The 26,426-nt window shown below is 64.9% G+C and carries 27 protein-coding genes; 9 read left to right on the top strand and 18 right to left on the bottom strand.

Going from position 1 to position 26,426, the window contains the following annotated elements:
* Positions 1 to 8: 8 nt before the first annotated feature.
* Entirely contained in the window at positions 9 to 2,180 is a 2,172-nt protein-coding gene (locus ACWNZ3_RS01165) for a response regulator (protein ID WP_496900912.1), read from the top strand.
* On the opposite strand, the gene yaaA is transcribed toward ACWNZ3_RS01165, so the two are convergent.
* A complete protein-coding gene (gene yaaA / locus ACWNZ3_RS01160; RefSeq protein WP_496900911.1) occupies positions 2,165 to 2,944 on the bottom strand; it encodes a peroxide stress protein YaaA in 780 nt (259 codons plus the stop codon). The genes ACWNZ3_RS01165 and yaaA overlap by 16 nt on opposite strands.
* 167 nt (positions 2,945 to 3,111) lie before the next feature.
* On the opposite strand from yaaA, the gene ACWNZ3_RS01155 reads away from it, so the two are divergent.
* Complete coding sequence (locus ACWNZ3_RS01155; RefSeq protein WP_496900910.1) at positions 3,112 to 3,729, top strand: glutathione S-transferase family protein; 618 nt, start codon at positions 3,112 to 3,114, stop codon at positions 3,727 to 3,729.
* Between the two features lie 7 nt (positions 3,730 to 3,736).
* On the opposite strand, the gene recQ is transcribed toward ACWNZ3_RS01155, so the two are convergent.
* Together recQ and ACWNZ3_RS01145 are read right to left on the bottom strand one after the other, a co-directional pair.
* On the bottom strand, positions 3,737 to 5,791 hold the full coding sequence (gene recQ / locus ACWNZ3_RS01150) for a DNA helicase RecQ (protein WP_496900909.1): 2,055 nt from the start codon (positions 5,789 to 5,791) through the stop codon (positions 3,737 to 3,739).
* Positions 5,792 to 5,991: 200 nt separating this feature from the next.
* A complete protein-coding gene (locus ACWNZ3_RS01145; RefSeq protein ID WP_269366897.1) occupies positions 5,992 to 6,279 on the bottom strand; it encodes a YggT family protein in 288 nt (95 codons plus the stop codon).
* Between the two features lie 124 nt (positions 6,280 to 6,403).
* Here ACWNZ3_RS01145 and ACWNZ3_RS01140 point away from each other — a divergent pair, with 124 nt between their 5' ends.
* From ACWNZ3_RS01140 to arfB, 6 genes are all read left to right on the top strand, one after another.
* Positions 6,404 to 6,961 carry an acyl-CoA thioesterase gene (locus ACWNZ3_RS01140; RefSeq protein ID WP_269366895.1) on the top strand — a complete coding sequence of 186 codons (558 nt, stop codon included), beginning with the start codon at positions 6,404 to 6,406 and terminating at the stop codon, positions 6,959 to 6,961.
* Between the two features lie 132 nt (positions 6,962 to 7,093).
* Entirely contained in the window at positions 7,094 to 8,467 is a 1,374-nt protein-coding gene (locus tag ACWNZ3_RS01135) for an MFS transporter (protein ID WP_274573347.1), read from the top strand.
* A complete protein-coding gene (gene mepA / locus ACWNZ3_RS01130) occupies positions 8,464 to 9,402 on the top strand; it encodes a penicillin-insensitive murein endopeptidase (protein WP_269366891.1) in 939 nt (312 codons plus the stop codon). Before ACWNZ3_RS01135 ends, mepA begins: the two co-directional genes overlap by 4 nt.
* Positions 9,378 to 10,259, top strand: a complete 882-nt coding sequence (locus ACWNZ3_RS01125; protein WP_496900908.1) for an esterase-like activity of phytase family protein — start codon at positions 9,378 to 9,380, stop codon at positions 10,257 to 10,259. Before mepA ends, ACWNZ3_RS01125 begins: the two co-directional genes overlap by 25 nt.
* Before the next feature lie 92 nt (positions 10,260 to 10,351).
* Positions 10,352 to 10,972, top strand: coding sequence for a queuosine precursor transporter (locus ACWNZ3_RS01120; RefSeq protein WP_496900907.1), 621 nt, complete (start codon positions 10,352 to 10,354; stop codon positions 10,970 to 10,972).
* A gap of 391 nt (positions 10,973 to 11,363) precedes the next feature.
* Positions 11,364 to 11,786: an alternative ribosome rescue aminoacyl-tRNA hydrolase ArfB gene (arfB, locus tag ACWNZ3_RS01115; RefSeq protein WP_114274253.1), complete on the top strand. Its 423-nt coding sequence runs from the start codon at positions 11,364 to 11,366 to the stop codon at positions 11,784 to 11,786.
* Between the two features lie 89 nt (positions 11,787 to 11,875).
* On the opposite strand, the gene cobF is transcribed toward arfB, so the two are convergent.
* From cobF to cbiE, 7 genes are read right to left on the bottom strand one after another with little or no spacing between them, the layout of a single operon-like run.
* Positions 11,876 to 12,634, bottom strand: coding sequence for a precorrin-6A synthase (deacetylating) (cobF, locus tag ACWNZ3_RS01110; RefSeq protein ID WP_496900906.1), 759 nt, complete (start codon positions 12,632 to 12,634; stop codon positions 11,876 to 11,878).
* On the bottom strand, positions 12,631 to 12,933 hold the full coding sequence (locus ACWNZ3_RS01105; protein ID WP_496900905.1) for a DUF1636 family protein: 303 nt from the start codon (positions 12,931 to 12,933) through the stop codon (positions 12,631 to 12,633). Before ACWNZ3_RS01105 ends, cobF begins: the two co-directional genes overlap by 4 nt.
* Positions 12,930 to 13,655, bottom strand: coding sequence for a uroporphyrinogen-III C-methyltransferase (gene cobA, locus ACWNZ3_RS01100; RefSeq protein ID WP_274573352.1), 726 nt, complete (start codon positions 13,653 to 13,655; stop codon positions 12,930 to 12,932). The genes ACWNZ3_RS01105 and cobA overlap by 4 nt, the downstream gene beginning before the upstream one ends.
* On the bottom strand, positions 13,655 to 14,977 hold the full coding sequence (locus tag ACWNZ3_RS01095; RefSeq protein WP_496900904.1) for a cobyrinic acid a,c-diamide synthase CobB: 1,323 nt from the start codon (positions 14,975 to 14,977) through the stop codon (positions 13,655 to 13,657). The genes cobA and ACWNZ3_RS01095 overlap by 1 nt, the downstream gene beginning before the upstream one ends.
* Positions 14,974 to 15,759, bottom strand: coding sequence for a precorrin-4 C(11)-methyltransferase (gene cobM / locus ACWNZ3_RS01090; protein ID WP_496900903.1), 786 nt, complete (start codon positions 15,757 to 15,759; stop codon positions 14,974 to 14,976). The genes ACWNZ3_RS01095 and cobM overlap by 4 nt, the downstream gene beginning before the upstream one ends.
* Before the next feature lie 10 nt (positions 15,760 to 15,769).
* A complete protein-coding gene (locus tag ACWNZ3_RS01085) occupies positions 15,770 to 16,138 on the bottom strand; it encodes a cobalamin biosynthesis protein (protein WP_496901873.1) in 369 nt (122 codons plus the stop codon).
* Positions 16,135 to 17,316, bottom strand: coding sequence for a precorrin-6y C5,15-methyltransferase (decarboxylating) subunit CbiE (cbiE, locus tag ACWNZ3_RS01080; protein WP_496900902.1), 1,182 nt, complete (start codon positions 17,314 to 17,316; stop codon positions 16,135 to 16,137). The genes ACWNZ3_RS01085 and cbiE overlap by 4 nt, the downstream gene beginning before the upstream one ends.
* Position 17,317: 1 nt before the next feature.
* Here cbiE and ACWNZ3_RS01075 point away from each other — a divergent pair, with 1 nt between their 5' ends.
* Complete coding sequence (locus ACWNZ3_RS01075; protein WP_496900901.1) at positions 17,318 to 18,064, top strand: cobalt-precorrin-6A reductase; 747 nt, start codon at positions 17,318 to 17,320, stop codon at positions 18,062 to 18,064.
* Here ACWNZ3_RS01075 and cobJ read toward each other — a convergent pair.
* The 8 genes from cobJ to ACWNZ3_RS01035 are packed head-to-tail and all read right to left on the bottom strand — an operon-like array spanning position 18,040 to position 26,426.
* Positions 18,040 to 18,774: a precorrin-3B C(17)-methyltransferase gene (gene cobJ / locus ACWNZ3_RS01070; protein ID WP_496900900.1), complete on the bottom strand. Its 735-nt coding sequence runs from the start codon at positions 18,772 to 18,774 to the stop codon at positions 18,040 to 18,042. The genes ACWNZ3_RS01075 and cobJ overlap by 25 nt on opposite strands.
* Positions 18,771 to 19,508: a precorrin-2 C(20)-methyltransferase gene (locus ACWNZ3_RS01065; RefSeq protein WP_274573359.1), complete on the bottom strand. Its 738-nt coding sequence runs from the start codon at positions 19,506 to 19,508 to the stop codon at positions 18,771 to 18,773. Before ACWNZ3_RS01065 ends, cobJ begins: the two co-directional genes overlap by 4 nt.
* Before the next feature lie 2 nt (positions 19,509 to 19,510).
* Entirely contained in the window at positions 19,511 to 20,140 is a 630-nt protein-coding gene (locus ACWNZ3_RS01060) for a precorrin-8X methylmutase (protein WP_274573360.1), read from the bottom strand.
* Positions 20,141 to 21,268: a precorrin-3B synthase gene (cobG, locus tag ACWNZ3_RS01055; RefSeq protein WP_496900898.1), complete on the bottom strand. Its 1,128-nt coding sequence runs from the start codon at positions 21,266 to 21,268 to the stop codon at positions 20,141 to 20,143. It lies immediately after the preceding gene.
* A complete protein-coding gene (gene cobN / locus ACWNZ3_RS01050; protein ID WP_496900897.1) occupies positions 21,265 to 24,507 on the bottom strand; it encodes a cobaltochelatase subunit CobN in 3,243 nt (1,080 codons plus the stop codon). Before cobN ends, cobG begins: the two co-directional genes overlap by 4 nt.
* Before the next feature lie 4 nt (positions 24,508 to 24,511).
* Positions 24,512 to 25,546, bottom strand: coding sequence for a cobalamin biosynthesis protein CobW (gene cobW, locus ACWNZ3_RS01045; RefSeq protein WP_496900896.1), 1,035 nt, complete (start codon positions 25,544 to 25,546; stop codon positions 24,512 to 24,514).
* Positions 25,543 to 25,917 (bottom strand): DUF1636 family protein, encoded by a 375-nt coding sequence (locus tag ACWNZ3_RS01040; RefSeq protein WP_114274239.1) that lies wholly within the window; start codon positions 25,915 to 25,917, stop codon positions 25,543 to 25,545. The genes cobW and ACWNZ3_RS01040 overlap by 4 nt, the downstream gene beginning before the upstream one ends.
* On the bottom strand, positions 25,914 to 26,426 hold the full coding sequence (locus ACWNZ3_RS01035; RefSeq protein ID WP_496900895.1) for a hypothetical protein: 513 nt from the start codon (positions 26,424 to 26,426) through the stop codon (positions 25,914 to 25,916). Before ACWNZ3_RS01035 ends, ACWNZ3_RS01040 begins: the two co-directional genes overlap by 4 nt.

Raw genomic sequence — 26,426 nt, 5'->3', positions numbered from 1 at the left:
GAGCGTGGATGGACTTTGCCAGCAAACTGACGGAGGAACGGCGAAACCGCCTTGCGGCGGAACGGATGCTGGAACTCAAACAGGCGGAGCTTTTTGCCGCCAACCGCAAACTTGGCCTGCACGCCCAGCAATTGTCAGAAGAAATCGTCGAGACGCGGGCCGAGGTCGAGACCATTCGCGGGGAGAACCTGCGCGTCAAATCGGACCTTTCCGCCGCCAACCGGAAAATCGCGCTGACGGAGCGACGGCTCTGGCAGTCCATCGAAACGATCAGCGACGGCTTCGCGCTGTTCGATGCCGACAATCAGATGATCATGGCGAACCAGGCCTATCTGTCGATCTTCGACGGGCTGGAGGTCGTGGCGCCGGGGATCAACTACGTCACCATCCTGCAATTGCTCACGGACGAAGGGATTGTGAACACCGAAGGGCTCTCGCCAAAGGAATGGCGTCAGATGATGACCCTGCGGCTGCAGGATCCGGCACCGGCGCCCAAGGTCATCCGGCTGTGGAACGATCAATACATCAAGCTGGTCGATCAACGCGGCTCCGGCGGTGACATGGTGACCCTTGGTCTCAACATCACAGCGACCGTGAATTACGAACAACAACTGGAAGAAGCCCGCGCCAGGGCCGAAAGCGCGACCCGGACCAAGTCTTCTTTCCTCGCCAACATGAGCCATGAGATCAGGACACCGATGAACGGCGTTGTCGGCATGGCCGATGTCCTGACAGAGACCGACCTGACAGAGGAACAGCGGCTATACGTCCAGACCATCAAGAATTCGGGTGAGGCGCTGCTGGTGATCATCAACGACGTGCTGGATTATTCCAAGATCGAGGCGATGAAGCTTGATATCCATCCCGAACCCTTCGACCTGGAACGTGCCATTCACGAGGTCATGATGCTGTTGCAGCCCCTGGCCCGTGAAAAGGGTCTGAACCTGATGCTGGATTACGACATCTTCATGCCGACCCAGATGGTCGGTGACCCCGGGCGCATCAGGCAGGTGATGACTAACCTGATCGGGAATGCGGTGAAATTCACCGCCCGGGGGCATGTGATGATCCGTGTCACGGGCGTCCCCGATTCGGAAGGCCTGCAAAACCGGGTCCATATCACCGTCGAGGATACCGGCATCGGGATACCGGGGGATCAGCTCGCGCATATCTTCGGGGAGTTCAATCAGGTCGAAAACGAACGCAACCGGCAATTCGACGGCACCGGCCTGGGTCTTGCCATCTGCCAGCGTCTGGTCGAGCTGATGGGCGGCAGCATATGGGTCAACTCCGAAGAGGGACATGGTGCCTGTTTCGGCTTTGAACTGCCCATGGCGACCGGTGCGGTCGCTCTGCCCGACCTTGCGGCCCTGCCTGCCGGGATCGGCCATGTGATGATCGTGGACGACATCGGCACCAATCGCACCATTCTGGAACGGCAACTCAGGCAGTTGGGCGCCACGGTCACCGCCTGTTCAGACGGCGCTCAGGCGCTGGCGGCGATATCGCCGCAGATTGACGTGATCCTGACCGATCACAACATGCCCGGCATGGACGGTATGGAACTGGCCCGCGCCCTGCGTGACGGCGGCCATGATGCGCCGATCCTCCTGCTCAGCTCCAATCCCGACCTTGCGGAGCAGGATCCGGCAAACACGTTGATTCAGGGCGTGCTGCAAAAACCGGTGCCACGCGCGACCCTCTTTGCCCGGCTGGCCGCGCTTGGCAGCGGGGCGGAGGGCCCTGGTCCTGCAGAACTGCGGCCGATGCGCATTCTCGCGGCAGAGGACAACAGGACCAATCAGCTTGTTTTCAGCAAGATGATCAAGACGCTGGAGATTGAACTGACATTTGCCAACAACGGCGAAGAAGCGGTGAAACTGTTCCAGGAGACCGCGCCAGACCTGATTTTCATGGACATTTCCATGCCCGGTATGGACGGGAAAGAAGCCACCCGTGCGATCCGCCGGTTGGAAAAGGAGACGGGCGGGCATGTGCCGATTGTGGCCCTGACCGCACATGCAATGGACGGCGACGACCACGGTATTCTGGCCGCCGGGCTGGATCACTATCTGACCAAACCCCTGCGCAAGCCCGACATCCTGGGCCGGATCAGGGCGGCGCATGGGCCGGGCATGATCCCGCCCCTGCCCGCAGAAAGCGATCAGGCCGCCGGGTAGGGCCGCAGGAATACCGGCTTTTCAGGCGTCGATGCACCGCGCTGCCAGACATAGCCGCCGGTGTCGAATTCGCGGATCGCCTCGGGGTCGGTCAAACGGTTCTGAACAATGAAACGGGCCATCGCACCGCGCGCCTTCTTGGCGAAGAAGCTCACGATCTTCGGCCCTTTGCCGTCGCCCTTGTCTTCCATGAATTGCGGTGTGATCACCCGCAGTTTCAGGGCGCTGGGCGCAACCGCGCCAAAATATTCCTGGCTGGCGCAATTGATCAGCACCTCACTGCCGATGGCCTGCGCCTGGGCGTTCAACGCCTTTGACAGCGTATCGCGCCAATAATCATAAAGGTTGGCCCCACGCCGCGTCTTCAGCCTGCTGCCCATTTCCAGACGGTAGGGCTGGATGGCATCCAGCGGGCGCAGCACACCGTATAGCCCGGACAGAATGCGCAAATGGTCCTGCGCCCAGATCATTTCCTCCGCATCAAGGCTGCCTGCCTCAAGCCCCTGATAGGTATCGCCGGCAAAGGCCAGCGCCGCAGGGCGCGTGACATCCGCTGCCGGGGCCTCTTCGAAGGCCTGGAACCGGTCCCGGTTCAGCCGCGCGAGCTCGTCCGACAGGTCCATCAGGCCCTTCAGCTTGCCCAGTGTCAGGTTGCGCGCGGTCCTGGCCAGCCGCACGGCATCCTCCTGAAAATCGGGCTGTGTCGTCGCCACTTCGCGCGCGTCCCAGTCCAGTCTCTTGGCAGGCGAAATCACCACCAGCATCGGTCCACTCCCCTTGATGTGCCACCGACCTACCGCGCAGGCCCGGAAAGGTCCAGAATGCCGGATGCACTTTTGACCGCACCCCGCTCAGGCCCGTGCCTGCTGACAGAAATTGTCGCTACCCTCGGCTAGGATGTTCACATCCTGCAATGTGAAAGGACAAATCCATGCTGACCCTCTACCACGGCCCCAATACCCGCTCTTCCCGCATCATCCGCCTGCTGATGGAAATGGAAGTGCTCGATCAGGTCGAGGTTCGTGTCGTCGGGCTGATCCGCCAGGGCAACATCGGCGCGCCGGACCCGGCCAATCCGCACCCCGAGGGCAAGGTTCCGCTTCTGGTTCACGACGGCACGGCGATCCGTGAAAGCAATGCAATCATGCTCTATCTCACCGATCTTTTCGACAGCCCGATGGGCATTCCCATCGGCGACCCCCGGCGCGGCGAATACCTCAGCTGGCTGGCCTATTACGGCAATGTCGTCGAACCGGTTCTGGTGGGCAAATTCGCCGAAATCGATCATCCCGCCTACTTCGCAACGTTCCGTGGCCTGACCGAGACGGGTCAACGGCTGGCAGAAGCGCTGGCGGACCGACCTTTCCTGTTGGGCGACCGCTTTACCGCAGCCGATCTTATCATGGTCTCGGCCTTCACCTTTGCACCGCAGATGGCCCCGGATATCCCTGCCGTGCGGCAATGGATCGAGCGGTGTCAGGCACGACCATCAGCTGCGGCCCTGCAAAAACACGAAGAGGCGCTGGCAGCCGAAACCTCGGCCGCCTGAAACCGCTCTACCGTTCCGAAAGAATATCCAGGAACGCCGCGCCGAACCGTTCGGCGCGGCGTTCGCCCAGCAAACGCTCCAGCGCCGCGTCATCGGCGTTGTGCATCTGCGCCACCTTGGCCAGCAGGGACGCGGAGCAGCTTAATGGTTTCTCCGTGCCCCCTTCGCCGCGCGCCAGATCCGCCTGCACTTCCAGCAACCGGTCATAGACCGATCCCGCCGAGCGGCCCGCCAGCTTGCGCCGGGTGGGGTGCATCGCTTCGGCCTCGCCGTTGATGACGCGCAGGAAATCCGCGCCGTAGTTCTCCAGCTTCTTGGCCCCGACCCCGCCGATGCGCGCCATCCCGTCCAGGTCGCGGGGGCGCGTCTCGGCCATTTCGATCAGGGTACGGTCGGTAAAGATGATATAGGCAGGCACCTTGGCCGCTTCCGCCAGCGCGCGCCGCTTGGCCTTGAGCGCAGAGAGCAGCGGTGCATCCTCTTCGCTGACCATCGCCTTGACCGCCGGGCGGCGTGACCCGCCTGCAGCCTTGATCGTGTCACGGCGCAGGCTGATCTCCGCTTCGCCGCGCAGGATCGGCAGGGCGGCATCGGTCATGCGCAATGCGCCATGGCGTTCCGGGTCGGGTCGGATCAGGTCGTGGCCCATCATCTGCCGGAACACGGCCTGCCATTGGCGGCGGTCATATTCCCCGCCCACGCCGAATGTCGGCAGGCCGTCATGGCCGCGCGCCTTTACCTTGTCGGTCTCGACCCCGAGCAGAATGTCGATCAGATGGCCCGCGCCGAACCATTCTTCGGTGCGCAGGATCGCGGACAGGGCCTTGCGCACCGCCGTGGTGCCGTCAAAGACCTCCGCCGGCGTGTCGCAAAGGTCGCAGCGCCCGCAGGTCACGTCATGTTCATCAAAATAGGCCAGCAACTGTTTGCGCCGGCAGGTCAGCGCCTCGGCCAGGCCCAGAAGAGCGTTCAGCCGCGCATGGTCCGCCGCACGGCGCTCAGGCGGGGCCAGCCCCTCGTCGATCTGGGAGCGGCGCAGGCGGATGTCATCGGGGCCGAACAGGGTCAGCGTTTCCGCCGGGGCGCCGTCGCGGCCCGCACGACCGATTTCCTGGTAATAGGCCTCGATCGACTTGGGCAGGTCGGCATGGGCCACCCAGCGGATATCCGGCTTGTCCACGCCCATGCCAAAGGCCACCGTGGCGCAGACGATCAACCCATCTTCCTGCTGGAACTGTCGCTCCGCGATGCGCCGGTCCTCGGCCTCCATCCCGCCGTGATAATGGATCGCTTTCTGCCCCGCCTCACGCAGCGCCCTTGCGATGCCTTCGGTCTTGGCCCGCGTGCCACAATAGACGATGCCGGATTGACCGGGCCGGGCCGCGGCAAAGTTCAGGATCTGGTCACGCGGCTTGTTCTTGGCGGCAAAGGCCAGGTGGATGTTGGGGCGGTCGAACCCCCGCAGGAAGGCGCGCGGCGCCTGCCCGTCAAACAGCTTTTGCACGATCTCTGTCTGGGTCTCGGCATCTGCCGTGGCGGTGAAGGCCGCCAGCGGCACATCCAGCGCGCGGCGCAGCTCTCCGATGCGCAGGTAGTCGGGGCGAAAGTCATGGCCCCATTGGCTGACGCAATGCGCTTCATCCACCGCAATCAGGTTAACACCGACCCGGCGCAACATGCCGGTCACCGATCCGGCCGCCAACCGCTCGGGCGCCATGTAAAGCAGCCGCAGCGTTCCGGCCTCCAGCCCCTCCCAGACTGCATCGGTCTCGTCAGGGGTATTGCCGCTGGTCAGGGCGCCTGCGCCCACACCCGCCTCCTGCAACGCGCGGACCTGATCGCGCATCAGCGCGATCAGCGGCGAGATGACCACCGTCACCCCGTTGCGCAGCAGGGCAGGCATCTGGAAACACAGGGATTTCCCGCCACCCGTGGGCATGATCGCCAGCACGTTCTCACCCGCAGTCACCGCCTCGACGATCTCCTGCTGGCCGGGGCGAAAGGCATCAAAGCCGAATACGTCACGTAGCAGCGCGGTCGCGCCCGATGCGGTGGCGGTCATGAAAAACCCTGTCGGATAAACTGTTATGCCACGCAGAATCCCACAGCGGCCCGGGGGGAACAACCCCGTTTAAAGCGCCCGACCTTTTATCTGAATCATCGTGACACGAATGTCCCGAGAGCGCCGCAGGCGTGGCAGGGTATTCGTGTCACAGGTTTAAGGTCGGGCGCTACAGGCCTGGCAGTCAGCTAAAATGCGGTTCAGTAGAACATCGGCGCATTGTTCACCAGGACGATGCGAAGCACCGCAACCGCGATCAGCACGACCAGCGGGGCAAGGTCGAGCCCGCCCATTGGGGGAATGATCTGCCGCACACGGGAATAGACCGGTTCCAGCAGCCGGTTGAGGCCATCCCAAATCTGCGCCACCAGCGGCTGCCGCAGGTTCAGTACCTGGAAATTGATCAGCCACGACATGATCACATGCGCGATGACGATGAAATAGACGATGTTCAGCAGCAACATCAGGATCTGGAACAACGACGTCATGGGCGGCCCTTTCTTGCGATTGCCGCAGAGGTAAGCACAGAAGCACAAATACACAAGAGTGCCGCAAGGTTCATGGTTGACCCTTGCCTGCATAGTTGCACCTGTCGGGCAAAGGAGTCTGCCCATGTTCCCGTTTGTCCGCGTCATCTGGCATGTGTTGAAAGCGCGGCGCCAGCCGCCCCTCGCAACCCTGACCGAGGCCCACATCAGCCGGCATATGTGCTGGCCGCACGATCTGGATTTCTGGCTGGAGCTGAACAACGGCCGCGCCCTGTCGCTTTATGACATCGGACGCATTGCCATGGCGCAGCGGGGCGGGCTGATCGACGTTTTGCGGCGCGAGCGCTGGGGCCTGACAATGGCCGGATCGTCGACCCGTTTCCGGCGGCGCATCCACGGCTTCGAAAAGTTCGAAATGCGCAGCCGCGCCGTATGCTGGGACGACAAGTTCATTTACCTTGAACAGAGCATGTGGAAAACCAACGGCGAATGTGCAAGCCATGTTCTCTACCGGGCTGCCGTGACGGACAGTAACGGCATCATCCCCCCGCAACGGGTGCTGGAGGCGATGGGGCAGGAAGCCGTTTCCCCCGAAATGCCCCACTGGATCAGCGAATGGTGCAAGACCGAGGCACTGCGCCCCTGGCCCCCGATGCCCGATGTGGTGCCAGCCCATCCATAGCCGGTTTTCCGGGCGCGGCTGATCAGCCGCGCACCGGATCCGCAACTCCGCAAAGCCGACCCGGCCAAAAGCAATTCTTGCGAAAGATGCGCCTTCCTGCTCTACCCTTCCGCAACGGAAACGGGGGGCTACATGGCGACGATCACAGCGCGTAAACGCATTTGGGGCTGGTATTTCTTCGACTGGGCCAGCCAACCCTACAATACGCTGATGCTGACCTTCATCTTCGGCCCCTATTTCGCGCAGACCGCGACAGCCGCCCTTGTTGCGGACGGCATGGCGCTGGATGTGGCAAAGGCGCAGGCCCAGGCCTATTGGGGTTACGGTCTGACCGCGACAGGCATCCTGATCGCCCTGCTGGCCCCGGTCCTGGGTGCGGTTGCGGATAGTTCGGGCAAGCGCATGCCATGGATCTGGCTCTTTTCGGCACTTTACGTGATCGGCTCGGCCGGCCTGTGGTGGACGGCACCGCAGGATTTCTCGATCCTCTGGGCCCTGTTCTTTTTCGGCATCGGCCTGATCGGGATGGAGTTTGCCACGATCTTCACCAATTCCTACCTGCCAGAGCTTGACCAGGACCCCGGTGAACGCGGGCGTATTTCCGGCTCCGGCTGGGCATTCGGCTATGTCGGCGGGGTGGTGGCGCTGATGCTGATGATCGCCCTGTTCCAGGCAGGCGACAGCGGCAAGACGATGGCGGGCATGGCACCGCTCTTTGGCCTCGACACCGCGACAAAGGCCGACACCCGTATCGTCGGACCGCTGACAGCCATCTGGTACGTGCTCTTCATGATCCCCTTCTTCCTCTATACGCGCGACATCCCGAAACTGAACCCGGTGCGTTATGAACTGGGCAAGGGGCTGTCGGACCTCGCGCGCACCCTGCGCAACCTGCCGCGCCATCCGTCGCTGATGGCCTACCTCGGTTCCTCCATGTTCTACCGCGATGCGCTGAACGGCATGTACACCTTCGGCGGTATCTACGCGTTGGGGGTCTTGAACTGGAGCATTATCGACATCGGCATTTTCGGCATTCTCGCCGCCATCTCGGGCGCGATATTCTGCTGGATCGGCGGACGCGTGGACCGGCGCGTGGGGCCGATGCCGGTCATCATCTTCTGCTGTGTGACGCTGATCCTGACTGCCATCCTGATCATCTCGCTCACCCCGACATCCGTGATGGGCATCGACGTGGGTGCCGGATCCGCCCTGCCCGACATCACCTTCTATCTCGCCGGTGCGCTGATCGGCGCGGCGGGCGGTGCGTTGCAGGCGTCATCACGCAACATGCTGACCCGTCAGGGCAACCCGGACCGCATGACCGAGAGCTTCGGCCTCTATGCGCTGTCGGGCAAGGCCACCTCCTTTCTTGCGCCAATGCTGATTGCGGTGATGAGCGATGTGACCGACAGCCAGCGGCTGGGCATTACCCCCGTGGTGGGGCTGTTCATCATCGGGCTGATCCTGTTAGCATGGGTCAAGCCAAACGGAGATTTCTCGAAATGATCCTGACCCGCATCCTCGGAACTGCCGCCATTGCCTTTGCCCTCGCCTCATGCGGCGGCGGATCGCGCGACATCAGCGGCAACCGCGAAGCGCTGCCGACCATCGGCTCCTCCGGCGGCGCCCTGTCCAACGTCGAGGCGAAACGGCTTTTCGGCGCAAAGAGCTTTGCCTCCACGCAATCGCCCGCTGCTTACGGCAGCTATGCCAAGGGATGCCTGGCCGGCGGCGTGGAACTGCCCGAAACCGGGCCGACCTGGCAGGCCATGCGCCTGTCGCGCAACCGCAACTGGGCGCACCCCGAAACCATCGACATGGTCAAGAAACTCTCCGCCTATGCCGCGACGCAGCCGGGCTGGGCCGGGCTCTATATCGGTGACATGAGCCAGCCGCGCGGCGGCCCGATGCTGACCGGTCATCGCAGCCACCAGATCGGCCTGGATGCCGACATCTGGATGCTGCCGCCCAAATCGCTGGGCCTCAGCCGCCAACAGCGCGAAAGCATCTCTTCCGTCTCCCTGCGACGTGCGGAAGGGGCCTATGTGAACAGTTCCTGGACACAGGCCCACCACAATATCATCAAGGCCGCCGCCAAGGATCCCCGCGTCGAACGGATCTTTGTCTTCCCCGGTGCCAAGGTGCAGATGTGCGCCGATGAAAAGGGTGACCGGGGCTATCTGCGCAAGATCCGCCCCTGGTACGGCCACCACTATCATTTTCACGTCCGCCTCGCCTGTCCCAAGGGTGCGCGCGGCTGTGTCAACCAGACGCCACCGCCAGCCGGTGACGGCTGTGCCGATGCGGTGCAGTGGCAGCAGAACATCCTGAACCCGCCACCGCCCAAGAAGGCCGACCCGGACGCACCGCCCCCGAAAAAGCGGCGCGAGCTGGTGCTGGCCGACCTGCCGGCACAATGCAAATCCGTCCTCGAAAACTGATCCTGTCCATCGCGACGGCCCTGGCCTGTGCATCCTTCGCACAGGCCGAGGGGCTGCGCCTGACGTCCAATGTCCTTTGGTCCCTGCCGGACCCCTGGTTCGGCGGCTTTTCCGGGATGGAGATCGGCGCGGATGGCAACACTGCCTATCTGGTGACGGACCGGTCCAGCCTGGTCCGTGTCAGGCTGATCCGCCGCGCGGGACAGATTACCGCCATCCAGACCCTCAGCCGAAAGCCGCTGGCGTACCTCAGCGGTAAGCCGCTGCGCAACAACGCCGCCGATTCCGAAGGTCTGGCGATTTCGGCGGATGGCGCCGCCTATGTCTCCTTTGAACATGATCACCGGGTCGGACGCGTGAACCTTCAGACCGGGGCCGCGGGCCGCCTGCCCGATCACCCGGATTTCGCAGGCTTTCCCCGCAACAACGGGCTCGAAGCGCTGGCAGTCCACCCCGATGGCAGCCTCTTCGCCATTCCGGAAAACAGAGGTCCAGAACGCGAAGGCTTCCCCTTCTACCGCTTTGACGGCAAGCGCTGGCGCGTGACCGGGCATATCCCCCGGCGCGGCCCCTTCCTGCCGGTCGGCGCGGATTTCGACGCGGATGGTCTGCTCTATCTGGCCGAACGCACCGTGACGCCGCTGGGCTTCCGCACCCGTATCCGCCGCTTCAACCTTGCAGCCCCCGGCCTGGGTGAAACCACGCTGCTCACCACCCTGCCCGGACGGTTCGACAACCTGGAATCCCTGAGCCTCTGGCGCGATCCGGCGGGAAACACACGGATCACGATGATCTCCGACGACAACTTCCTGCGCATCCAGCGGACCCAGATCGTCGAATTCGTTCTGACCAAATAACTTGCAAGCACGCCGCTATGCCACTAAAGCCGCCCTGTCCGGGGATGCTCCACGGGCCAAGTCGCCGCACCCTTGCAAAAAACGGTTCAAACATGACACGCACATATCTCCCCGGCATCCTTGCCATGGCCGCCATCGTCGTGGCCTCCAATATCCTGGTCCAGTTCCTGTTCGGCCAATGGCTGACTTGGGGCGCCTTCACCTATCCGCTGGCCTTCCTGGTCACCGACATCATGAACCGCGTCTATGGTGCCTCCGCCGCCCGCCGCGTCGTCATGGTGGGTTTCGTGGTGGGCCTTGTCTGCTCGCTGATCGGCACGCAGATCATGGGTGAATTCGGCCCGCTGGTCACGCTGCGTATCGCCGCCGGTTCCGGCGTCGCATTCCTTGTGGCACAGCTGATCGACGTCTCGGTCTTCGCCGCCCTGCGTGGCGGCAAATGGTGGCGCGCGCCGCTGGTCAGCACGCTGGTCGGCAGCAGCATCGACACCGCGCTGTTCTTTTCCATCGCCTTCGCGGGCAGCCTCAGCTTTATCCACCCGGCCACCGATGTCTCCTGGGCGGCGGAAACGCTGCCGCTTCTTGGCGTTGGCCCCATGGCCCCGCTCTGGGTTTCGCTCGCCATCGCGGATTGGTCCGTAAAGCTCTCCATCGCGCTGATCGCGCTGATCCCGTTCCGGATCATCACCGCCCGGCTGACCCGGGCGGCCTGACCAGGCTTCTTCATGCCGGAAATACTCAGCGGGCATGGGGGATAACCTCCCCCATGCCTAAAAATGAATCACGCACAGTGCAGCCGCATCGCAGGATCACGCCTGCTGCAAAAAATCTCTTTGCGTTTTGAAAAACCTGTGCAAACCTGAGGTTGAGTTCAACAAATGTAAAGGAGGTGATCCAGTGTCAAGAAAGGTATTGGAGCGAGGTGTCGGAACAGCTTGGAGGACCTCCTGCTAGGGCAGCCCCTGGCAGCTGAAACCCCGAGTGGACAGACGGTCTAACCGACCCACCTCCTGAAACCATTCGCCAAACCGACAATTGGGCCGCTCCGACCGGGGCGGCCCTTTTCATGTTCAATTCGCCCGCGCCAGATGCAAAGATACGAAAATGCTGAGGATCACGGATACCATCGCCATTCAGGACTGGGAGCTCACGGAGAATTTCGTGCGCGCCTCTGGTCCGGGCGGCCAGAACGTCAACAAGGTCGCAACCGCCGTCGAACTGCGTTTCGAGGCGGCAACTTCGCCCTCCCTGACCGGCCCCGTGAAAGCGCGCCTGCGCCGTCTTGCCGGGCGCCGCTGGACGAACGAGGGCGCGCTGATCCTGCAATGCGATGAAACCCGCAGTCAGGCCCGGAACAGGGATATTGCCCGCGACCGTCTGGCCGAGCTGATCAAAAAGGCCCTGACCCCGCCCAAGCGCCGCATCCCCACACGCCCGACGCTGGGATCAAAGAAGCGCCGCCTGAAATCGAAAAAGGTCCGGGGAGAGGTCAAGGCCATGCGGGGCAAGGTCGATCCATCGGATTAAAGGTGATGCGAAAAACCTGAAGCACGTAACGCTGCCTGAAATCAGAGATTTCAACGCGTTACGTGATGCATGATGCTTCAGATATTTCGTCAGGCGCCATGATCCTTGCGCAGGATGTAGATATCCATGATCCATCCATGCCGCGCCCGCGCCTCGGCCCGCATCTGAACGATCCGCTCCGCGACCTCGGCCAGCGGGCCTTCGCAAATGATCTGCTCCGGCATGCCGACGTATCCGCCCCACCAGATATGCACCCCTCCGGCGTCGATATCGGCAAAGGCGCAGGTGCCGTCCAGCATCACCACCAGCGTGTCGATCCCTTCAGGCCAGCCCGCATCCCGCAAGCGCCGTCCCGTCGTCACGACAAAGGGCGCCCCGATCTCGTTGACCGGAATGGCATGGGCCGCTGTCAGCGCCTGCAGTGACGTGATGCCGGGGATCACCTCGACCTGCGGTGGCGGGTCCAGCCGCGCGGCAATCCGCAGGGTGCTGTCGTAAAGCGACGGATCGCCCCAGACCAGCAGCGCCACCCGCTCCGCCTCCGGTTGCTCTGCCATCGCCCCGCGCCAGGCCTCGGCAATCGCGTCATGCCAGTCATCCACCCGACGCCGGTAATCCGCTGTTGCCGCGTTGCGGACCGGCAGGTCGAATTCCACGATACGCGTGGCCTCGTTTTCCAAAACCTCGTCGCAGATGGCGCGGCGCAGCTCTGCAAGGTCATCCTTCCCCGGTCCCTTGCGCGGGATCAGGATCAGGTCCTGCGCGTTGATCGCCCGGATGGCCTGCAACGTCAGATGCTCGGGGTTGCCCGTGCCGATACCGATCAGGGTCAGTTGCACCGCGCTCATCCCGGAATCCGTGCGATGGCTTTCATCCGCAACCCGCCCAGCACCCGCGCATCGGCAAAGGTGCCATCGGATGATGCCGCATATAGTGCCGCAAACCGTTGCAGATCCCCCAGATCATCCGACGTGATGTCGCCAAACAGATAGGCCACCTTGCCCGTCACCCGAAAGGCAACGGTCTGCGGCCGGGTGCAGCCGGACATGCAGTCGATCTGCTTCACCTCCTCTTCCGGCAGACCACGGCGCAACATCTCGACAAAACCCGTGCCTTCCGGACAGGAACTGCAGACAAACACCGTCACAACCCCGGCTCCGCCAGCGCGCCGTAATAGATCAGCGCCGGTGTGGTGCTGGTGGTTGTCTCCAGATAGGCCGCAAGTGTTGCGATGGTGAACCACTGCAGCTTTTCCGCCGGCGTCGACACCGCCTCGGCCAGCAGGGCGGGGGTATCGGGGGACAGCCCATGGTCCAGCAGGCGCGCCGCCAGACCCGGAAAGGTCCGCTTGCCCATGTAGATCACCGTCGTGGCCAGCGGATCGGCCAGGGCCGCCATGTTCACATCGGGCGGCAGGTCGCCGGTCACATCCGCACCGGTGATGAACTGCACCCGCCGCGCCGTCAGCCGCCGGGTCAGCGGGATGCCCGCAACCGCAGCCCCGGCAGAAGCCGAGGTGACACCGGGTATGATCTCGAACGGGATGTCGGCAGCACGCAGGGCGGTGATTTCCTCCTCCAGCCGGCCAAACATGCCACTGTCGCCGGATTTGAGCCGCACGACTCGCATGCCCGCGGCGGCGTGGTCCACCAGAACCCGGCTGACATGGTCCTGCTTGGGCGAGGCCCGTCCGGCGCGTTTGCCCACGCCGATCAGATCGGCATCTGCATGGGCATGTTCCAGAATCGGCCCCGAACTGAGGTCGTCGAACAATACCACCTCGGCCTTTTGCAGCCGGTCCACCGCCTTGACGGTCAGCAGCTCCGGATCACCGGGGCCGGAAGAGACAAAAGAAACAAAACCGCTCATCAGCCGTCACCGATCATGTGAAAGAACGTACCTGTCGCAACGCCGCCCCCCTCGAACCGGCGCACCGATCCGGTTTCCGGCACCTCCAGATCGTTGCTGTCGGTGATCCGGGCCAATGGCGCGTCGGGCTCTTCGAGGATGGTGGCATAGTGAAACTCATGCCCGCGCAGACGCCCCCGTATGGTCTGGCCGGGAATGGCCGCGTTCAGCTCGGCCTTTCGGTAGCCGAGGTGCATCTTCCGCTTGGCAAAGGATGTTTCCAGCCCCAGCAACCCAACCATACGGTGGCGAATGCCGTCCTTGTCCACCAGCCCGGCCCCCATGGCCATATAGCCACCGCATTCGCCATGGACCGGCCTGGTCTGCGCAAACTCGATCAGGCCCGCGCGAAATCTCTCTGCCGCGGCCAGCTTGCCCGCGTGCAATTCGGGATATCCGCCCGGCAACCAGCAGACATCGGCACCGCTGTCCGGTGCTTCATCCGCCAGCGGCGAAAAGGGCACCACTTCTGCTCCGGCGGCGTGCCATCCGGCCAGCAAATGCGGATAGACAAAGGCGAATGCATTGTCCTGCGCCAGTGCAATTCTCTGTCCCGGCGGGACGATCTTTGCCGGTGGTGGCGCCTTCGACAATGTGCCTGCCGCCGCTGCGCGCAGCGCCGTCAGATCAACATGTTCAGAGATGAATGCAGCGGCATCGGCCAGGATCTGCGGCAGGTTTTCCTGCTCGCCTGCCTGTACCAGCCCCAGGTGCCTTTCGGGCAGTTCGACGCCGTTCTGCCGGGGCAGGGAGCCCAGCACCCGAATGCCCACCTGCTCCATGCCTGCGCGCACCAGCGTATCATGCCGGGGCGAGGCGACGCGGTTCAGCACCACGCCTGCCAGGGTCACATCGGGCCGCATGTCGCGAAACCCGCGTGCAGTGGCCGCAACGGATTGCGCCGCGCCGGAGACATCCAGCACCAGCACCACGGGCCAGCCCATATGCGCCGCAATGTCGGCGCTGGCCCCGTTGCCGCAGGCCCCGGGAATGGCCACGCCATCGAACAGCCCCATCGACCCTTCCGCCAGGATCAGGTCCGCCCCGGTGGCGTTGCCCACCAGCCCGTCAATCACGGCGCGGTCCATCGACCAGCTGTCAAGGTTATAGGAGGCCAGACCAGACGCTGCCGTATGGAATGCGGGATCAATGTAGTCCGGCCCGCTCTTGAACGGTTGCACCTTCAGCCCCTGCGCCCGGAATGCCGCCAGCAGCCCCAGCATCAGCGTGGTCTTGCCCGTCCCCGAGGAGGGGGCAGAGATCATCAGCCCGGGCGGGATCATTCCGCCGTCTCCGGAAAACGCGGATCGGTGCCGACCGGCCTGAACCGGCGGTCGTAATCGCCGGCGTAAAGCCTGCTCTCGCCGAATTCCTCTGCCCCGATTGCATGGCCCACGAGGATCAGCGCCGTGCGCTCCATCTCTTCGCCGATGGCGGTCTGCAGGGTGGCAAGGGTGGCCTTGACCACCCGCTGATCCGGCCAGCTTGCGCGCCAGACCACGGCCACCGGACATTCCGCGCCATAATGCGGTGTCAGGTCAGCCACCACCTTTTCCAGCACATGAACCGACAGGTGGATCGCAAGCGTCGCGCCGGTGCGCGCAAAGTTCTCCAGTGCTTCGCCCTCCGGCATCGCGGTCGCACGGCCCGAAGTGCGCGTCAGCACCACCGACTGCACGACACCCGGCAGGGTCAGTTCCGCGTTCAGCGCCGCAGCGGCGGCGGCAAAGGAGGGTACGCCCGGTGTCACGTCATAGGGAATATCCAGCGCGCGCAACCGGCGCAGCTGCTCGCCCATTGCGGACCAGACCGACAGGTCGCCGGAATGCAGCCGCGCAACGTCATGGCCCGCCGCATGGGCAGCTGCAATTTCCGCAACGATCTCGTCCAGCGACATCCGCGCGGTGTTCACGATCCGCGCGCCATCCGGGCAGTGCGCCAACAAGGCCTCGGGCACCAGCGACCCGGCATAGAGGCACACGGGACAGGCCGCGATCAGGTCACGTCCCCGCAATGTGATCAGGTCAGGCGCGCCGGGGCCTGCGCCAATGAAATGAACTGTCATGTTTTCCTTCTCAACTTTCAGCAAGGGCCGCCGTGGCCATACCATCGCCCGACACGACCCGTTGCGCAACCAGCCGCGCCGCTGGCCCTGCTGCGGCCAGCGCCGCGGCCTCTGCCAGCGATCCGGTGCCGAACCGGTCCTGGATCCGTTCCGATTGTGTCGGGGTGATCATCTGTCCCAGGTCCTGCGCCGTAATGCCCAAACCGGGCAGGCCCAGCACCTGCGCGAACTCGCGAAACACTTTCTCCCGTGCCTTGGCGGCTTCGGTCACCACCGCGTCAATGCCGCCGCCCCCTGCCGCGTCCAGAACCTGCTGCAACGCATCCTGAAGGCTGGCCAGATCGGCTGCCGCGCGAAACCCGATGCCGACAACCCTCACAGGACCACGCTCCATTGCACCACCGGGCGCGCGGCCTGCCAGCCGCGCAGACGGCCTAGCGGAGCCGCCTCCGCCAGTTCGATCCTCAGCAGGCTGCCGCCCCTTTCGCCATGCAGACGGGCGAGCCGCGCCTCGGTCTCCAGCGTGACGCCATTTGCGACCAGCCGCGTGCCCCTGGGCAAAATGTCGAACAGCGCCCCGAACAATGCGTCACTGCCGCCGCCCCCTACGAACACCGCATCCGGCGCCGGCCGGTCCGCGATCAGCGCGCGCGCATCCCCGTGATGCACCGTCAGGCGGTGGGAAAGGCCGAACTGCCCGGCGTTGCGGATAATATTATCAGCCCGCGCCGCATGCTGTTCGAAGGCAACCGCCAGCCCCCCCGCCAGGCACCATTCGACCGAGATGGAGCCGGACCCGGCACCGATATCCCACAGAACCTCTCCCGGACGCGGGGCCAGTGCGGAAAGGGTCAGGGCCCGAACGGGCCGCTTGGTGATCTGGCCGTCATGGGCAAAAAGATCATCGGGCAGGCCGGAACTGCGCGGCAGGCCCACCCCGGCGGGCAGCGCCACCGCGACAGCCACGGGGGCCGCAACATCGGTCAGGTCATAGGCCTGCGCCGTGGTTTCCCGCACCCGCTGCTCCGCGCCGCCCATACGTTCGCAGACATAGATCCGGGCCTGCCCCGCGCCTTCTTGGGTCAGCCATTGCGCCAGTTCGGCAGGGGCCGCACCGTCACGCAACAGGCAGATGAACTGCGCCTCAGGTGCCAGCACCGCGCGCAATTGCGCAAGCGGCGCGGCATGCAGGCCGTGGCAGGTCACATCCTCCAACCGCCAGCCCAGCGCGCCTGCCACCCATGAAAACGTCGAGGGCGCGGGCAGCACGCACCATTCGCCGGGTTCCAGATGCGCCGACAGGCTGCCGCCAGCCCCGAACCAGAACGGATCGCCAGAGGCCAGCACGACAACCCGCCGCCCCTTTGCCGCCAGCACCGGCCCGACCGAAAACGGCACCGGCCAGGGCGCTCCCCTGCCTCCTGCGTTTACCAGATCAAGGTGCCGGGGCCCGCCAAAAATCACCTCGGCGGCATCGATCGCAGCCCGACTTGCGGGGGGCAGCTGCGCTGCGCTATCGTGCGGCATTCCAACGATGCTGAGCCACGGGTCACCCATCATGCACATCCTTTTGCTGGGCGGCACAACCGAGGCCAGCCAGATGGCCAGACAACTGGCCGAGGCCGGGATGAACGCCACGTTCTCCTATGCCGGACGCACGCAATCCCCGGCCGCGCAACCGCTGCCGCAGCGCACGGGCGGTTTCGGCGGTGTGCCGGGGCTGACGCGATACCTGCGCGACGCGGGCATCACCCATGTGATCGACGCCACGCATCCTTTTGCCGCGGGAATGAGCCGCAATGCCCATGCCGCCTGCACCGCGACGCAGACACCGCTGATCCGGCTGGAACGTCCGCCATGGCAGGCCGGGCCGGGCGATGACTGGCAGCAGGTCGCGACAGTCGAAGACCTGCCCGCCGCGCTGCCGCACCGACCGTCCCGCGTGTTTCTGGCGATTGGCAAGCAGCAGATCGGCCTTTTTGCGGCCCGGCCGCAGCACCATTACCTGCTGCGCCTTGTCGACGCGCCCGAGGCACCGCTGCCGCTGCCGGATACCGCCGTGATCCTGGCGCGCGGCCCCTTCGCGCTGGCGACAGACACCGCGCTGCTGCGCGATCATGCGATCACCCATGTGGTCTGCAAGAATGCCGGCGGCAGCGGCGCGCGCGCCAAGCTTGACGCGGCCCGCGCCCTGGGCCTGCCCGTGATCATGGCCCAGAGGCCCGCCCTGCCCGGCAACACCATCGCGCATGACGTGGCGCAGGTGATGTCCTGGCTGGCTCATGTGGCCGAACGCGGCGTATAGACATAGCGCCCGACAACCCGCGTCTGCGAATTGCCCAGCAGCACCACGGTCTGCATATCCGCCATCTCTGCCGTCGCCTCGGCCAGTGTCACGGTGTTCAGCGCCTCGTCCGGGCGGCTGATCGCGCGGGCAAAGGTCACCAGCCGTTGCGGTGCGCATTCCTCGCGCAGGATCGCCAGGGCATCGCCAAACTGGTGCGGTCGCGACCTGGAACGCGGATTGTAGAAGGCCATGGCAAAATCGGCCTGCGCAGCCAACCGAAGGCGGCGTTCGATCACCGACCAGGGCTTGAGGTTGTCGCTGAGATTGATGGCACAGAAATCATGCCCCAGGGGCGCACCCGCGCGGGCAGCGGCGGCAAGCATCGCGGTGATGCCTGGCAGCACCCGAATGTCGGCATCCGCGAACTGCGGCTTGCCTTCCAGTGCCTCGAAGACGGCAGAGGCCATGGCAAAGACCCCCGGATCACCGCCCGACACCACCGCCACGCGACGGCCTTCGGTGGCAAGCGTCAGGGCATGGGTGGCGCGGTCGATCTCGACCCGGTTGTCGGTTGGATGCAGGGTCAACCCGTCACGGGGCGCCACGCGCTTCACGTAAGGTATATAGCCGATCACGTCGGTAGCCTCGGCCAGCATTGCCGTCACTTCGGGTGTGACCAGATCGTCCCGGCCCGGCCCAAGGCCCGCGATGGCAACCCAGCCTGTCATGTCGGCACCCCGGCTTCCGGCCTGCGGCCCTGCCCATGCACCAGCACAATCGCGAAATAGGGACAATCATCGTCATCCACATCAGCCAGCCGGACAACGCGCTGACCCGCCATGGTCCCTTTTTCCACCAGCCAGGCATCTTCAAGCCGTCCGGTGGCGACAAGGGCCGCGCGCACCCGCGGCATGTTGCGCCCGGTTTTCATGATCACCAGCGCATCGGCGCGCTCCATATGCGCCACAAGGTCCGCATCCGGCAAGGTGCCCATCAGGACGGACATCACGTCGTCCCCCCAGGTAAAGGGCATGTCCAGCGCGTTCCAGCAGCCCACCATGCCGGGGATCGCCGGCAGAACCTCGACCTCTGCCCGGCCCTGAAGCCGCGTGTGCAGATGCATGAAGGAGCCGTAGAAGAATGGGTCGCCCTCACAGAGCACGACCACCTCGTGATCGCGCGCCAGTTCGGCCAGCCGGTCGGCCCATTCGGCGTAGAAATCGACCATGAGGTCGCGATATTCCGCACTGTCAAAGCGCAGCTCGGTGGTGACGGGATATTCCATCGGATATTCGACCACATCATCGCGCAGCATGTCGCGGACGATGGTCCGGGCCTGTCCGGCGCGACCCTTCTTGCGGAAATAGGCGACATGGCGGGCGCCCCGGATCACCCGATCCGACTTCACGCTCATCAATTCGGGGTCGCCGGGGCCGAGGCCCGCGCAGATGATCCTGCCCATGCCTATTCCACCCTGCTGGCGAGCGCATTCACCGCCGCGACAGTGATCGCCGAGCCGCCCAGCCGCCCCTGCACGATCATCGACGGCACCGGCAGGTCGGCCATCAGGGCATCCTTGCTTTCCGCCGCACCGATAAAGCCGACAGGGCACCCGATGATCGCAGCCGGGCGCGGGCAAGCGGGGTCTTCAAGCATGTTCAGCAGGTGAAACAGCGCCGTGGGCGCATTGCCGATGGCCACCAGCGCCCCGGCCAGATGCGGCCGCCAGAGTTCGAGCGCGGCGGCAGAGCGGGTGTTGGCCATCGCGGCAGCCATTTCCGGCACACGCGGGTCGCGCAGAGTGCAGATCACCTCGTTTTCGCGCGGCAGACGTTTGCGGGTAATCCCCTCGCTGACCATATAGGCATCACAGAGGATCGGCGCGCCATCCTCCAGCGCCGCGCGGGCGGCAATTGCCATACCGGGGGAAAAGCGCAGATGTTCTTCCAGCCCGACCATCCCGGCGGCATGGATCATGCGCACCGCGACGATCTCTTCCTCGGGCGTGAAACGCGCCAGCGCCGCCTCCGACCGGATCGTGGCAAAGGACTGGCGGTAAATCTCCGCGCCATCGGTGATGTAGCTGTGGGGCATTCAGATCGCCTTGATAATGTCTTCGGGAGTGAGGGAGGTCGCCTCCGGCGCATCGCCGGCGCGTCCCTGACGGATCAGGTCGAAACCACCGCGGGTGGCCGTCACCGTCAGCGGCGCGGGCCGGGCGTGGGCACAGCCCTTGGCACAGCCCGACATATGCAGCAGGCTGCCGGGGGGAACATGGGGTGCTAGGCTGCGCGCAACGGAGCGGGTCTTTGCCAACCCCTGCGCACAACGCGGCGCGCCGGTGCAGGCGACCACACGCAGCAGCGGATCATCTGGGTCGGTGATCACACCGCGCACCTTGGGCAGCTTGCGCGCGCTTTCCACCAGCAACATCCGCCAGGGGGTCATCCGCAGCCCCCCCTGCTTGGCAAGACTTGCCAATGTCTTGACCTCCAGCTGGCCAAAGGCAAGGCCGACCATCGCCCCCAGCGGGGTATAGCCAGGTCGCGGCAGGTAATCCTGACGCTGACGCGGTACGATGAACCCGCCGGGCAGCGCGACACCCCCGGCCAGCAGCGCGGCCATGCGGCTGTGCTCGCCCCGCATCTCGACGAACCACCGCGCCAGCGCCATGGCCTCTGCCACGACTGTCCCGGAGGCGACGGGCTTGCCCTTGTCGAACCCATCCGCAACAAGGATAAGACCACCACCCGCGTCCCGTTCCAGCCGGATATCTGCCGAAGCGGTCTGCAACACCGGCGCGCGGCCCGTATCCACGGCAAAGCCGAACTTGCCCGGAATCCGCGGCGCATCCGGCTGCGCCAGCGCCTCGGTCAACGCGGCGGCAAAGCCCTCTGTTTCCTCGCCCGTCTGCCAGAAAGGGGTGACCAGCACATTGCGCCGGCCTTCGATCTCGGCATCCGCATCCACCAGCGACATCGCCCCCAGACCGGTGATCAGCGCCGCAAGCCTGTCCTCCCGCACGCCCCTGATCTGCAGGTTGCCCCGGCTCGACAGGTCGATCAGCCCGTTGCCATGGGCGGCGGCCAGCGTCGCGATGCCATCGGCCTGTGCCCGGCGCAGACGTCCGTTGAAAGGGCGCACCCGCACCACCAGACCGTCGCCCGACATCATCGGGCGCAGCGCGCCGGGGCAATATCCCTTGACCACAGGCGCGGTCATTCGGCTGCGTCCATCTGGGCAGAGATCGAATTGCGCCGTGTGACCCAAAGGCCCGCATCGCGCAGCGCCACAAAACGGGCGCGCATTTCTGCCAATGCCTTGGGGTTTTCGCGTTCCATAAACTCCATCAAATCCTCCCGGCCCATCGTCGCATCGAAATATAGGTCGAAAAGATGCGCAGGCACGGCCCGCGTGAGATGCGCGAAGGCGGCCAGATTGTCCAGCGTTGCGGCGACCTCTGCCGCACCCCTGAAACCATGGCGCATCATGCCGCTGGCCCAGTCCGGATTCGCCGCACGGGCACGCACCACGCGGGCAATCTCCTCGGCCATGGTGCGGGCGCGGGGCGCGCCGATGACGGTGCTGTCAACATGGTACATCGCAGGCTGCACCGCCCCCAGATGTGCCATGGCGGCGGCAAATCCACCCTCGTGGCTGGCATAATCCGACGCCAGCAGCAGATCGCTTTCGGTGAGGTCCTGCACATGGGCGAAACCGTCGGCGCCCTGCAACCGCGCCTCAAGCGCGGCCCGGTCCTGATGCGACACGCCCTTTGCGTCGATGGACCATTCGGAGGCTTTCAGCCAGGCTTCCCCCGCTGCCGCGCGCCCCTCGTCGGAATAATCCAGCATCGCGGCTTCCATGTTCATGCCATACAACCCCGGCTTGGGGCCAAAGACACGCGGCGTGCGGGTCAGATAGGGGTTCATGTCGGGCGCTTCTTCGCGCTCGGCCAGGGCGGCGGCGCCGGCCTCGAACAGCTGCGACAGGCCCGGAAACACATCCCGGAACAGGCCAGAGACACGGAGGGTCACGTCAATGCGGGGCCGGTTCAGCAGGGTCAGCGGCAGCACCTCGAAACCTGACACCCGCTCTGACCCTTCGTCCCACTTCGGGGCCAGCCCGGCCAGATGCATCGCCATGGCAAGCTCTTCTCCGGCGGTGCGCATGGTGGCGGAGCCCCAGAGGTCGACAACCAGCCCGCGCGGATAATCGCCCTGGTCCTGCAGATGGCGGCGGATCAGTTCTTCGGCCAGTTTGACGCCTTGCGCATAGGCCGCGCGGGTCGGCACGCTGCGCGGGTCCACGGCATAGAGGTTGCGCCCCGTGGGCAATACGTCGGACCGCCCCCGATAGGGCGACCCGGAGGGGCCGGCCGCAACACGCCGCCCGTCAAGCGCGGCCAGAAGGCCTGCGTTTTCGCCGTCACCGGCACCAAAGATGTGCAGCCCGTCCCCATATTGGCTTTCCTTGATGTCACAGACGAAGCGGTCGATCCGGGTGATGGCCTCCGCCGCGCTGGTGGCATCGTCCATGCCCAGGTCATCCTCCACCCCTGCGGCCCGCGCCTCTGACCGGATGGTGTCGATCAACCGGTCGCGGCGCGCCGGGTCCAGCCCGTCAGCGGTGGAATACTCGTCCAGCAGACGCTCAAGCTGCAACAACGCCTGCGGCGTTTCGCTCTCCTTCATCGGCGGCGGCAGGTGGCCGAGGGTCACCGCCCCGATGCGCCGCTTGGCCTGCGCAGCCTCGCCGGGATCGTTGACGATGAACGGATAGATCACCGGCATCGGCCCGGTCAGGACTTCGGGCCAGCAATCGCCCGACAGCGCCACCGCCTTGCCCGGCAGCCATTCCAGCGTGCCATGGGCGCCGATATGCACCAGCGCATCGATGCCCTGGGCGCGCAGCCAGAGGTAGAAGGCCACGTAGGAGTGGCGCGGGATGCGGGCGAGATCGTGATAATCCGTATCGCGGGCCGCAATGCTGCCCCGCTCGGGCTGCAGCGCGACCAGCGCGTTTCCGCAGCGCTGCGCGGGAAAATGAAACGCTCCGTCCCGGTAGAGCGGGTCATCTTCCACCGGCCCCCATGCGGTGTTCAGATCCTTCAAGAGCGTGTCGGGAAGACATGTCAAATATGACATGTCACCATCGACAGGCCAGGAAATTGTTTTCTGGTTCAATGACTTGCCAAATCCGATGGCAGGTTCCACGCCATAGCCCGCATCGGCCAGGGTCAGCAGCATATCCTCGGTCGAGGCCAGGGCATCGAGCCCGACCGCATGGGCGATCTGATCTTCACGGCCCGGATAGGTGGACAAGACCAGCGCCAGCTTGCGGTCCCCTGCCGGTGTCCGCGCCAGCCGGTGCCAGCCCGCCACCCGGTCCACCACCGCATGGATCCGTTCGGCATTTGCCCGGTGGGCAAAGCGCGAGAATTGCAGGTGCGGGTCCTTCTTTTCCGGCGCCTTGAAGCTGACAACCCCGGCAAAGATGCGCCCGTCCACCTCTGGCAGCACCACATGCATGGCAAGGTCCGCAGGCGACAACCCCCGCTCGGCCTCGGCCCATTCCTTCTGACGGGCCGTCGACAGCGCAACCTGAAACACCGGGCAGCCGGGGCCATCCAGTGGTGTTGTGCCGTCCTCCCCCCGGCCGGAGAATGCCGTGGCGTTGACGATGGCACATGGGCCCAGCCGCGCCAGCGTCTGATCCAGAAAGGCGCGCCCGGTCTCGGCCTTCAGCGAGGGCACGAAAAGACCCACAGCCGTAAACCCCCGGTCGCGCAACGCCATGATCAGCGCATCCACCGGCGCGGTGTCGGCGGCAGTCAGGTAGCTGCGGTAGAAGGTGACAGCGACCACATCGCCGGTGACATCGGCAAAGGGGATGACGCCCTGTTCCGGATCATAGATCCCGCAGTCCGGCACCGTCTTGCTGCCCGGCACCGGGCCCGCATAGAAGCCGGCGGCCAGCGCAAGCTGCGCCAGCGCCGCCTGCGCCGCCACGGCACCCCCCGCGTCGCAGAGATGCGACAACCGCCGCAGGGTCGACACCGGCAGCGTCGAATAGCTGTCCAGCGCCGGGTCCTCGCGCCCGTCTGCGGGCAGCACCGCCAGCGCGATGTCGTTGCGCCGGGCGAAATCCTGCACCTGCATGATGCCATAGGGCCAGTAGTTCTCGCCCCCGATCAGCCGGATCAGGATGCCCCTGGCCCCGGTCAGCGTCTGTTCGACATAATTGTCCACCGACGCCGGGTGCCGCAGCGCCACAAGATTGCACAGTCGCAGCGTGGGCAGCTTGCCTTCCGGCCCGCCACCCCGGTGCCAGCCCGCCGCGAAGGCGCCGAGGTCACTGTCGGAGAACGAAAGCACCACCAGATCCGCAGGCGTCTGGCCCGGATCAAACGGGGTTTCGCTGTCCTCCAGCCCGTGGCTTTCGCGAAAGACGACGTGCATGGTGTCAGGCCCCCAGAACACCCCGGATGGCAGCGGCGTCGATGTGGTCGTGCTCCGCGATCACCACCAGGTGGCCCTGCCGCGCATCCGCGCCCCAGGGGCGGTCGAACTGCTGCCGCACCCGTGCGCCCACCGCCTGCACCAGCAGGCGCATCGGTTTGCCCGCCACCGCAACATAGCCCTTGACCCGCAGGATGTGCTGTTCGGTTGCCAGCCTTTCGATGGCCGCGACCAGCGCGTTCACATCCTCGACCTCGGGCATGGGCACCACAATGGTCTCGAAATCATCATGCTCGTGGTCATCCGCCCCGTCATGATGCGACGGGCGGGCCGCCAGATCGTCCTCGGCTGCGGCATTCAGGCCCAGCACCACCTTGGGGTCGATCACCCCTTCGGTCATCGGCAGGATGCGGATCGGGCGGGGGCTTTCCGCCTCGATGATCCGGCGCGCCGTGGCGAGCCCTTCCTCACCGGCCAGATCGGCCTTGGACATCAGGATGATATCCGCACAGGCAATCTGATCCTCGAATACCTCGGACAGCGGGGTCTCGTGATCCAGGCTGTCATCGGCCAGCCTCTGCGCATCCACCGCCGCCTCGTCAGGGGCGAAACGACCTGCCGCCACAGCTTCGGCATCGGCCAGGGCAATCACCCCGTCCACCGTGATCTTCGAACGGATCGCGGGCCAGTCGAAAGCCTTGAGCAGCGGTTTTGGCAGCGCCAGACCGGAGGTTTCGATCAGGATGTGATCGGGCCGCGTGGGCAGCGCCATCAGCGCCTCGATGGTGGGGATGAAATCATCCGCCACCGTGCAGCAGATACAGCCATTGGCCAATTCCACGATGTTCTCTGCCGGGCAATCGGGGATTGCACAGGATTTCAGGATGTCGCCATCCACCCCCACGGTCCCGAATTCGTTCACCAGAACAGCCAGCCGCCGCCCGCCCGAATTGGCCATCAGATGGCGGATCAGCGTGGTTTTGCCAGCGCCCAGAAACCCGGTGATCACGGTCACGGGAATTTTGCTCAGGTCATTCATTCGGCAGCCTCCAAAGGCAGGGTAAAGGGGGGAACACGCGCAAGGCTCTGCTTGCGGAAAATCACGGGGCGCTCGCGCCAGGGCACCAGCCCGTCGGCACTTGCGGCATAGGCGGCGGCACCGGCCAGGATATCGGGGGCATCCGCCGGGGTCAGACGGCCATAGACATAGGTCCATTTGCCCGGCTCCGACAGCGCCACCGCTGCCCCTTGCGAACAGGCGGACAGACAGGCCACCCCGACGATCTCGACCGCGTCAGGTGCCCCCGCTTCGGTCAATGCGCTGTGCAGCAGCGCGCCGGGCCGGGGTGCATCCTCTTCCAGCACCTCACCCGCGCGGCAGGTGGTGCAGACATAAAGCGTTGCGGTCATTCCACCTCCACCACGGCCCGGGACGTTACCGGCGTGCCCTCCACCTCCAGCGGATGATGATCGTTGCTGTTCAGCGTCACCTCGATCTCTACCTGGCCTTTGGGCAGGCCATCCAGATGCATCCAGGGGCCATAGATCCGGGCCAGCTTGACGCCGTTTGCATAGACATGCGCATGGCCCTGCCCTGGTTGATGGGGCAGGCTGGCGTTCTGCGGCGAAAACTCGAAATTCTCGACCATGACATGCAGGTTATAGCCCGCCATCGGGTCCGGGCTGACCATGATCTGAACCTCGGGCGCGGCATCCGCCGCGACCGCAATCGGCGTCTCGTGCATCCTGGCATGATCCATCCCGCCGGCAGTCATGCCCCCGTGATCCATCCCGCCATGCTGGGCCGCATCCCCATGATCATGCCCGTCAAAAGTGATCCCGTTGCCCGCCGCAAAGGCAAAGCCGAGACCGCCTCCAAAGACAAGGCCGATGACGAAAAGCGCAAGCGTTCTGCCCAT

Source organism: Sulfitobacter sp. IGS-18 (genome assembly GCF_059628195.1).
This window is presented reverse-complemented; position numbering and strand designations above follow the sequence as displayed.

Excerpts from the sequence above, each read along its gene's own strand:
- ACWNZ3_RS01165 (WP_496900912.1), top strand. The coding sequence starts at position 9 with ATGGACTTTGCCAGCAAACTGACGGAGGAACGGCGAAACCGCCTTGCG.
- yaaA (WP_496900911.1), bottom strand. The coding sequence starts at position 2,944 with ATGCTGGTGGTGATTTCGCCTGCCAAGAGACTGGACTGGGACGCGCGC.
- ACWNZ3_RS01155 (WP_496900910.1), top strand. The coding sequence starts at position 3,112 with ATGCTGACCCTCTACCACGGCCCCAATACCCGCTCTTCCCGCATCATC.
- recQ (WP_496900909.1), bottom strand. The coding sequence starts at position 5,791 with ATGACCGCCACCGCATCGGGCGCGACCGCGCTGCTACGTGACGTATTC.
- ACWNZ3_RS01145 (WP_269366897.1), bottom strand. The coding sequence starts at position 6,279 with ATGACGTCGTTGTTCCAGATCCTGATGTTGCTGCTGAACATCGTCTAT.
- ACWNZ3_RS01140 (WP_269366895.1), top strand. The coding sequence starts at position 6,404 with ATGTTCCCGTTTGTCCGCGTCATCTGGCATGTGTTGAAAGCGCGGCGC.
- ACWNZ3_RS01135 (WP_274573347.1), top strand. The coding sequence starts at position 7,094 with ATGGCGACGATCACAGCGCGTAAACGCATTTGGGGCTGGTATTTCTTC.
- mepA (WP_269366891.1), top strand. The coding sequence starts at position 8,464 with ATGATCCTGACCCGCATCCTCGGAACTGCCGCCATTGCCTTTGCCCTC.
- ACWNZ3_RS01125 (WP_496900908.1), top strand. The coding sequence starts at position 9,378 with ATGCAAATCCGTCCTCGAAAACTGATCCTGTCCATCGCGACGGCCCTG.
- ACWNZ3_RS01120 (WP_496900907.1), top strand. The coding sequence starts at position 10,352 with ATGACACGCACATATCTCCCCGGCATCCTTGCCATGGCCGCCATCGTC.
- arfB (WP_114274253.1), top strand. The coding sequence starts at position 11,364 with ATGCTGAGGATCACGGATACCATCGCCATTCAGGACTGGGAGCTCACG.
- cobF (WP_496900906.1), bottom strand. The coding sequence starts at position 12,634 with ATGAGCGCGGTGCAACTGACCCTGATCGGTATCGGCACGGGCAACCCC.
- cobA (WP_274573352.1), bottom strand. The coding sequence starts at position 13,655 with ATGAGCGGTTTTGTTTCTTTTGTCTCTTCCGGCCCCGGTGATCCGGAG.
- ACWNZ3_RS01095 (WP_496900904.1), bottom strand. The coding sequence starts at position 14,977 with ATGATCCCGCCCGGGCTGATGATCTCTGCCCCCTCCTCGGGGACGGGC.
- cobM (WP_496900903.1), bottom strand. The coding sequence starts at position 15,759 with ATGACAGTTCATTTCATTGGCGCAGGCCCCGGCGCGCCTGACCTGATC.
- cbiE (WP_496900902.1), bottom strand. The coding sequence starts at position 17,316 with ATGGGTGACCCGTGGCTCAGCATCGTTGGAATGCCGCACGATAGCGCA.
- ACWNZ3_RS01075 (WP_496900901.1), top strand. The coding sequence starts at position 17,318 with ATGCACATCCTTTTGCTGGGCGGCACAACCGAGGCCAGCCAGATGGCC.
- cobJ (WP_496900900.1), bottom strand. The coding sequence starts at position 18,774 with ATGACAGGCTGGGTTGCCATCGCGGGCCTTGGGCCGGGCCGGGACGAT.
- ACWNZ3_RS01065 (WP_274573359.1), bottom strand. The coding sequence starts at position 19,508 with ATGGGCAGGATCATCTGCGCGGGCCTCGGCCCCGGCGACCCCGAATTG.
- ACWNZ3_RS01060 (WP_274573360.1), bottom strand. The coding sequence starts at position 20,140 with ATGCCCCACAGCTACATCACCGATGGCGCGGAGATTTACCGCCAGTCC.
- cobG (WP_496900898.1), bottom strand. The coding sequence starts at position 21,268 with ATGACCGCGCCTGTGGTCAAGGGATATTGCCCCGGCGCGCTGCGCCCG.
- cobN (WP_496900897.1), bottom strand. The coding sequence starts at position 24,507 with ATGCACGTCGTCTTTCGCGAAAGCCACGGGCTGGAGGACAGCGAAACC.
- cobW (WP_496900896.1), bottom strand. The coding sequence starts at position 25,546 with ATGAATGACCTGAGCAAAATTCCCGTGACCGTGATCACCGGGTTTCTG.
- ACWNZ3_RS01040 (WP_114274239.1), bottom strand. The coding sequence starts at position 25,917 with ATGACCGCAACGCTTTATGTCTGCACCACCTGCCGCGCGGGTGAGGTG.
- ACWNZ3_RS01035 (WP_496900895.1), bottom strand. The coding sequence starts at position 26,426 with ATGGGCAGAACGCTTGCGCTTTTCGTCATCGGCCTTGTCTTTGGAGGC.